A 6,929-nucleotide genomic window follows, 5' to 3' on the forward strand; every position below is an offset into this window, starting at 1 on the left:
GAATCTAGGAGCCTTCCATGGCCGATAAAAACGTCGAGACGACCGGGTTGCTGGGCTGGGTGGACAACCGCTTCCCGCTCACCAAAATGTTCAAGGAGCACATGTCCGAGTACTATGCTCCGAAAAACTTCAACTTCTGGTATTTCTTCGGCTCGCTGGCGCTGCTGGTGCTGGTGATCCAGGTCGTCACCGGGATCTTCCTGGTGATGAACTACAAGCCCGATGCGCGCTTCGCCTTCGAGTCCGTCGAATACATCATGCGCGAAGTGCCGGGCGGCTGGTTCATCCGCTACATGCACTCCACCGGCGCCTCGATGTTCTTCGTCGTGGTCTACCTGCACATGCTGCGCGGCCTGTTCTACGGCTCCTACCGCAAGCCGCGCGAGCTGGTCTGGATCTTCGGCGTGGCCATCTTCCTGTGCCTGATGGGCGAGGCCTTCTTCGGCTACCTGCTGCCCTGGGGCCAGATGTCCTACTGGGGCGCCCAGGTGATCGTGAACCTGTTCTCGGCCATCCCCTTCATCGGCCCCGACCTCTCCCTGTTCATCCGCGGCGACTACGTCGTGTCCGACGCCACCCTGAACCGCTTCTTCGCCTTCCACGTGATCGCCATCCCGCTGGTGCTGATCGGCCTGGTCGTGGCGCACATCATCGCCCTGCACGAAGTGGGCTCGAACAACCCCGACGGCGTCGAGATCAAGAAGGGTCCGAAGGACAAGTACGGCCGCCCCATGGACGGCATCCCCTTCCACCCCTACTACTCGGTGCACGACGTGGTCGGCGTGGCGGGCTTCCTGATCGTGTTCGCCGCGATCATCTTCTTCGGCCCCGAAATGGGCGGCTACTTCCTGGAATACAACAACTTCATCCCGGCCGACCCGCTGAAGACCCCGCCGCACATCGCCCCGGTCTGGTACTTCACGCCGTTCTACACCATGCTGCGCGCCACCACCAGCGACTTCACCTGGGTGATGGCCGCCGGCGCCCTGCTGGCCGCCGTGGTGCTGTTCGCCAAGGGCCGGCTCTCGGGCATCTGGCGCCTGGCCGTGCCCGGCATCCTGATCCTGGTCGCCATCCTCATGAAGGTCCTGGACGCCAAGTTCTGGGGCGTGGTGTCCATGGGCGGCGCCGTCGTCATCCTGTTCTTCCTGCCGTGGCTGGACCAGTCCCCGGTCAAGTCGATCCGCTACCGTCCCAACTGGCACAAGGTCCTGTACGCGATCTTCATCGTCGATTTCCTGATCCTGGGCTGGCTGGGCACGCAGCCGGTCTCGCCCTCCGCCACCCTGATGGGGCAGATCGGCACGGTCATCTATCTGGCGTTCTTCCTGGCGATGCCCGTCTGGAGCCGTCTGGGCACCTTCAAGCCGGTTCCCGACCGCGTCACCTTCCGGGCCCACTGAAGGCCGAACCCCTGACTGTCACGGAAAGATCATGCTGAAAAAACTGCTCGGTGCCCTGGCCCTGTCTTTGACCTGCACGCTGGCCCTCGCCTCCGAGGGCGGCGCACACCTGGATCGCACCCCCGACCGCATCACCGAACTGGCCGCCCTGCAAAACGGCGCCAAGCTGTTCGTCAACTACTGTCTGAACTGCCACAGCGCCAATGCCATGCGCTACAACAAGCTCATGGACCTGGGCCTGTCCGAGGACGACATCAAGAAGAACCTGCTCTTCACCCGCGAGAAGGTCGGCGACCTGATGACGATCGCCATGACGCCCGAGGACGCGAAAAAGTGGTTCGGCGCCGCGCCGCCCGACCTGTCCGTGATCGCCCGCGCCAAGAGCACCAACTTCGGCCCCTCCGGCGTGGACTACATCTACACCTACCTGCGCACCTTCTACCGCGACTCCACCAAGAAGACCGGCTGGAACAACGTCGTCTTCCCCAGCGTGGGCATGCCCAACGCGCTCTGGCAGCTCGAAGGCCCGCGCAGCTTCACGGACATCGAAGTCCACCAGGTCGCCGACGCCCAGGGCAACGAACAGTGGCAGCGCACCACCACGGTCTACGATGCCGCCGGCATCCCGACCGTCAAGACCGAAGTCCTGAAGGACTACACCGGCGAAGCCACCCGCGTCACGCGCTTCGACTCCGCCGATGCCAAGACCTTCAGCAAGTTCGAGAGCGACGTCGCCGACCTGAGCAACTTCCTGGGCTGGATGGCGGAACCCGGCCAGCTCCTGCGCAAGCAGATCGGCGTGTGGGTCATGCTGTTCCTGTTCCTGTTCCTGTTTGTCGCCATCCGCATGAATGCGGCATACTGGAAGCACGTCCGCTAAGGATCGTCTGATTTCAGAAGATCCCCGGATCGGCCGCGCCCCGCGGGGCGCATGACCCTCCGGCCGCGCGGGCCGGGATGCCAGCCAGGCGTTGACACGACGCCTGGCTTGCGTTTTCAGGCGCGCGCGCGTTCTCCGTCTTTTTTTGCATTGGAACCCACGACATGATGGTGCTCTATTCCGGGACGACCTGCCCCTTTTCGCAACGCTGCCGCTTCGTGCTGTTTGAAAAGGGCATGGATTTCGAAATCCGCGACATCGACCTGTACAACAAGCCCGAAGACATCGCGGTGATGAATCCCTACGGCCAGGTGCCCATCCTGGTCGAGCGCGACCTGGTCCTGTACGAGTCGAACATCATCAACGAATACATCGACGAGCGCTTCCCGCACCCGCAGCTGATGCCGGCCGACCCGATCATGCGGGCGCGCACCCGCCTGTTCCTGTACAACTTCGAAAAGGAACTGTTCGTCCACGTGTCCACGCTGGAAAACCGCGGCGTCACCGACGAAAAGATCCGCGACGCGGCCCGCGCCAACATCCGCGACCGCCTCGCCCAGCTCGCCCCCCTGCTGGTAAAGAACAAGTACATGCTGGGCGAGGAATTCTCCATGCTGGACGTGGCCGTGGCCCCGCTGCTGTGGCGCCTGGGCCATTACGGCATCGAACTGCCCAAGAGCGCCGCCCCGATCCAGAAGTACGCCGAGCGCCTGTTCTCGCGCCCCGCCTACATCGAGGCCCTCACCCCTTCCGAAAAGGTCATGCGCCGCTGAACATGCAGGAATCCTCGACCAAACCGTACCTCATCCGCGCACTGCACGAATGGTGCACGGACAATGGCTACACGCCCTACCTGGTGGTCACCGTCGACGAGAACACCGTGGTGCCGCTCGCCCACGTCCATGACGGCCAGATCACGCTGAACATCAGCCACCTGGCCACCAACCGCCTGACGCTGGGCAACGACTACATCGAATTCGAATCCCGCTTCAACGGCGCGGTGGAGCACCTGTTCATCCCCGTGGCGGCCGTCTCGGCGGTGTACGCCCGCGAGACCGGCGCCGGCATGGGCTTCGAGGTCGTGGCCTCGCGCCCCTACCCGGGCGGCGACGACCAGCCGGGCCCGCAGCCGCCCGCGCCGGGCGCCCCGACGCCGCCGGACGACGGCCCCGACGCCCCCAAGCCGTCCCACCTGAAAGTCGTCAAATGAGGCGGCCCGTCCCGTACATCGTCCTGTAGAATGATGGTCCTTGGCCGGCTTAGCTCAGTTGGTAGAGCAGCTCACTTGTAATGAGAAGGTCGGGGGTTCGATTCCTCTAGCCGGCACCAATGCGATCCGCCCGGACGCCGCCCCGAAACGGGCGGCGTTTTTGCCATGGCGGAAAACCGACAGTCCCGGTGGGCGCTTGACCCTCATCAAGACGGGAAATCAATGACCATGTTTTCATTGTGGATATAACCACTCCAACTCCACAAGGGGAACACCATGAAGAAGCACACCACCCTCCTCCTGGCGGCCGGCCTCGCGCTGAGCGGATCCGCCGCCCTGGCCGCGGGCGCGCCCGCCGCAGACGCGGTGCGGGAGACCGCGCGGCAGTTCTTCCAGCCGATCCCCACGCCCGAGTCCGTGATCAAGGAACGCAACATCTCCGCCGACAGCATCGAGCTGGGCCGCTGGCTGTTCTTCGAGCCGCGCCTGTCGCGCAGCCACATCATCAGCTGCAACACCTGTCACAGCGTCGGCACCGGCGGGGCCGACAACATCCAGACCTCCATCGGCCACGGCTGGCAGCACGGGCCGCGCAATTCGCCGACCGTGCTCAACGCGCTGTTCAACGGCGCCCAGTTCTGGGATGGTCGCGCCGCCGACCTGAAGGAGCAGGCCAAGGGCCCCGTGCAGGCGAGCGTCGAGATGAACAACACGCCCTCCCAGGTCGAGGAAACCCTCAAGAGCCTGCCCGAATACGTCGCCCTGTTCCAGAAGGCCTATCCGAAGGACAAGGATCCGGTCAATTTCGAGAACATGGCCCATGCCATCGAGGCGTTCGAGAGCACGCTGCTCACGCCCAACTCCAAGTTCGACCAGTTCCTGGCCGGCGCCGACAGCCTGGACGAGATCGAGCTCAAGGGGCTGGACCTGTTCATGAGCAAGGGCTGCGTGGCCTGCCACCAGGGCATCAACGTCGGCGGCCAGGGGTACTTCCCCTTCGGGGTGGTGAAGAAGCCCGGCGCGGAAATCCTGCCGCCGGACGACAAGGGCCGCTTCACCGTGACCCACACCGCCAGCGACGAATACGTGTTCCGCGCGGGGCCGCTGCGCAACATCGCCCTGACCGCGCCCTACTTCCACAGCGGCGACGTCTGGTCGCTGGAGCAGGCCGTGGCCATCATGGGCTCCAGTCAGCTGGGCCAGGAGCTGAATGAGGGCGAGGTCAAGGCCATCACCCGCTTCCTGCACACCCTGACCGGCGAGCAGCCCCAGGTCGTCTACCCCATCCTGCCGCCGAGCACGGCCGCCACGCCCCGGCCGCAGAAGTAGCCCGTCCGCCGGCGCGGGCCGGTCCTTCAGGCGGCAACTCCCTTTGCGCCTGCGGGACGGGCCCGCGCAGGGCGGACCGCCCCGCCGCGGTCCGCCATTCCTCGTCCGCCTGGCGCCGTACTGCGGTGCCAGGCGGTTTTTTGTTTCACGATGACTCCAGTACCGCAATTCGCTGGACTGCGCCAAGCAGCGCCACAAGCCCAGCACGCAACGCGGCTATCAGGGCGTGATTGACCGCTGCATCATCCCGATCATGGGCCGGATGAGGGCGCAATACGTGAAGCGCCCCGATGTGGCAGCGCTGATGGAGAAGCTGGCCTACAAGCAGGCCGAAGCGAACAACGCCTTCGGAGTGCTGCGCAAGATGTTCAACCTGGCCGAAGTATGGGGCTACCGTCCGGATGGCACGAACCCGTGCCGTCACGTTCCGATGTACCCGCCTGGCAAGGAAACCCGGCTGATCGTGGACGATGAACTGGTGCGGATCTTCCGCCAGTTGGAGACGCTGGAGGCGGAAGGCCGACCCGGCACATGACCCACGGCGAACACTACGGCGGCTGGACGCGCGTGCTCAAGGCCGCCGGCGTGCCGCACGTTGGCACGCACGGCATCCGCCATCGCGGCGATGACCGACATCGCCAACTCTGGTGTGCCGACCAAGGTGGACATAAAGCTCACAGGTCACAAGACCGTGGCGATGTTTATGCACTATGTTCATACCGAGGACAAGCCGGTGCGGGATGCGGCCGAGCTGGTGGCGAATCGGCGGCTGGCGATTACCGGGGCATCCCGTTCTATGGAGATGACAGCATGACAAGGAAGACACCTACGACAGCGGGGAAGCGCACCGCCTTACCGGCTGGCTATGCCGGCATCCACGGCGGCATCGTGGAACTGCTGGATGCGGCGCGCCAGGCAGCGGCGCGCAGTGTCAATGCGCTGATGGCGGCCAGCTATTGGGAGATTGGCCGCCGGATCGTCGAAGCCGAGCAGAAAGGCAAGCGGCGGGCCGGTTACGGCGAGCAGTTGATGGAGCGCCTGTCCGCCGATCTGACGGCCCGGTTCGGGCGTGGGTTCGGCGTCAACAACCTGGAAAGCATGCGGCGTTTCTTCCTCGCCTATCCCCAACCCGAGATTTCCCAGACACTGTCTGGGAAATTGGGAAACGAGCCGTCTGCAGAGAAATCCCAGACAGTGTCTGGGAAATTGAGTCTGCCCGAACTGGCTCAGGTTTTCTCGCTGCCGTGGTCGGCTTACGTTCGGCTGCTGTCGGTCAAGGATGACCATGCCCGTCGGTTCTACGAGGCCGAGGCGTTGCGCGGCGGCTGGAGCGTGCGCCAGCTCGACCGGCAGATCGGCAGCCAGTTCTACGAGCGCACGGCCTTGTCCAAGGACAAGGCGGCGATGCTGGTCAAGGGTTCGGTGGCCAAGCCCGAGGATGTCGTCACGCCCAATGACGCGATCAAAGACCCGTATGTGCTGGAGTTCCTCGACCTGAAGCTGGGCAGCCTGACCCATGCCGACGTGGGGCAGATGCATATGTACTGCAACTATGCCAAGGAGCATTGGGCCTACCCGGACGAGAATCCGCCAGTGGGCCTGATCCTGTGCGCTGACAAGGGCCATGCCCTGGCGCGGTATGCACTGGATGGTCTGCCGAACAAGGTGATGGCGGCGAACTATCGCACCGTGCTGCCAGATGCCGAATTGCTGCAAAAGGAACTGGAGAACACGCGGCGGCTGCTCGAATCTCGCAGAGCGTTGTCCCTCAAGGACGACAAGCCACTCTTCGAGGCCGTTGGCAAAGCGCGTGCGGAGGCAAATCTGCCCCCAGCCGAGCTGAAAGAAGCCACTCAAGCGGCAGCAACCTCAGTTTGGGCAGCCGTTGTAGCTGATCGGGAAGCGATTGGCGGCCGCTATCTTGAAGATTGCAGTGTTGCATTCATTGACGACACGCCAAATCCATTTGCCGATGGAGTGAGAAGCTATGCGCTCGATTCGGAAAAGGCTCGTGTCAAGCGACACCAGGAATTGACCCCCTGGCGACACCTAAAACTGACCCCCCCTACGGTTGAACGAACGGCTGCCCGATGGCAGCAGAACTGGG

General features: G+C 63.9%; 5 protein-coding genes, 1 tRNA gene and 2 pseudogenes. All 8 read left to right on the plus strand.

What is annotated here, in order from left to right; genetic code table 11:
* Nucleotides 1-17: 17 nt before the first annotated feature.
* Nucleotides 18-1,403: a cytochrome b gene (locus HNR28_RS01220; RefSeq protein WP_043679480.1), complete on the plus strand. Its 1,386-nt coding sequence runs from the start codon at nucleotides 18-20 to the stop codon at nucleotides 1,401-1,403.
* A 31-nt stretch (nucleotides 1,404-1,434) separates the two neighbouring features.
* Nucleotides 1,435-2,283 (plus strand): cytochrome c1, encoded by an 849-nt coding sequence (locus HNR28_RS01225; RefSeq protein WP_043679477.1) that lies wholly within the window; start codon nucleotides 1,435-1,437, stop codon nucleotides 2,281-2,283.
* 164 nt (nucleotides 2,284-2,447) lie between these two features.
* Complete coding sequence (locus tag HNR28_RS01230; RefSeq protein WP_043679474.1) at nucleotides 2,448-3,056, plus strand: glutathione S-transferase N-terminal domain-containing protein; 609 nt, start codon at nucleotides 2,448-2,450, stop codon at nucleotides 3,054-3,056.
* A gap of 2 nt (nucleotides 3,057-3,058) precedes the next feature.
* Nucleotides 3,059-3,493: a ClpXP protease specificity-enhancing factor gene (locus tag HNR28_RS01235; RefSeq protein WP_043679472.1), complete on the plus strand. Its 435-nt coding sequence runs from the start codon at nucleotides 3,059-3,061 to the stop codon at nucleotides 3,491-3,493.
* A gap of 43 nt (nucleotides 3,494-3,536) precedes the next feature.
* Nucleotides 3,537-3,612: transfer RNA gene (locus HNR28_RS01240), tRNA-Thr, on the plus strand.
* A gap of 157 nt (nucleotides 3,613-3,769) precedes the next feature.
* Nucleotides 3,770-4,822, plus strand: coding sequence for a cytochrome-c peroxidase (locus tag HNR28_RS01245; protein ID WP_043679469.1), 1,053 nt, complete (start codon nucleotides 3,770-3,772; stop codon nucleotides 4,820-4,822).
* A gap of 175 nt (nucleotides 4,823-4,997) precedes the next feature.
* A pseudogene (locus tag HNR28_RS01250) lies at nucleotides 4,998-5,636 on the plus strand (tyrosine-type recombinase/integrase); the annotation flags it as partial.
* Nucleotides 5,633-6,595 (plus strand): annotated as a pseudogene (locus HNR28_RS01255) (PDDEXK nuclease domain-containing protein); the annotation flags it as partial. The pseudogenes HNR28_RS01250 and HNR28_RS01255, both read left to right, overlap by 4 nt.
* Between the last annotated feature and the right edge of the window lie 334 nt (nucleotides 6,596-6,929).

Origin of the sequence: Castellaniella defragrans (assembly GCF_014203015.1) — a bacterium.
Taxonomy (GTDB): Bacteria; Pseudomonadota; Gammaproteobacteria; order Burkholderiales; family Burkholderiaceae_B; genus Castellaniella; species Castellaniella defragrans.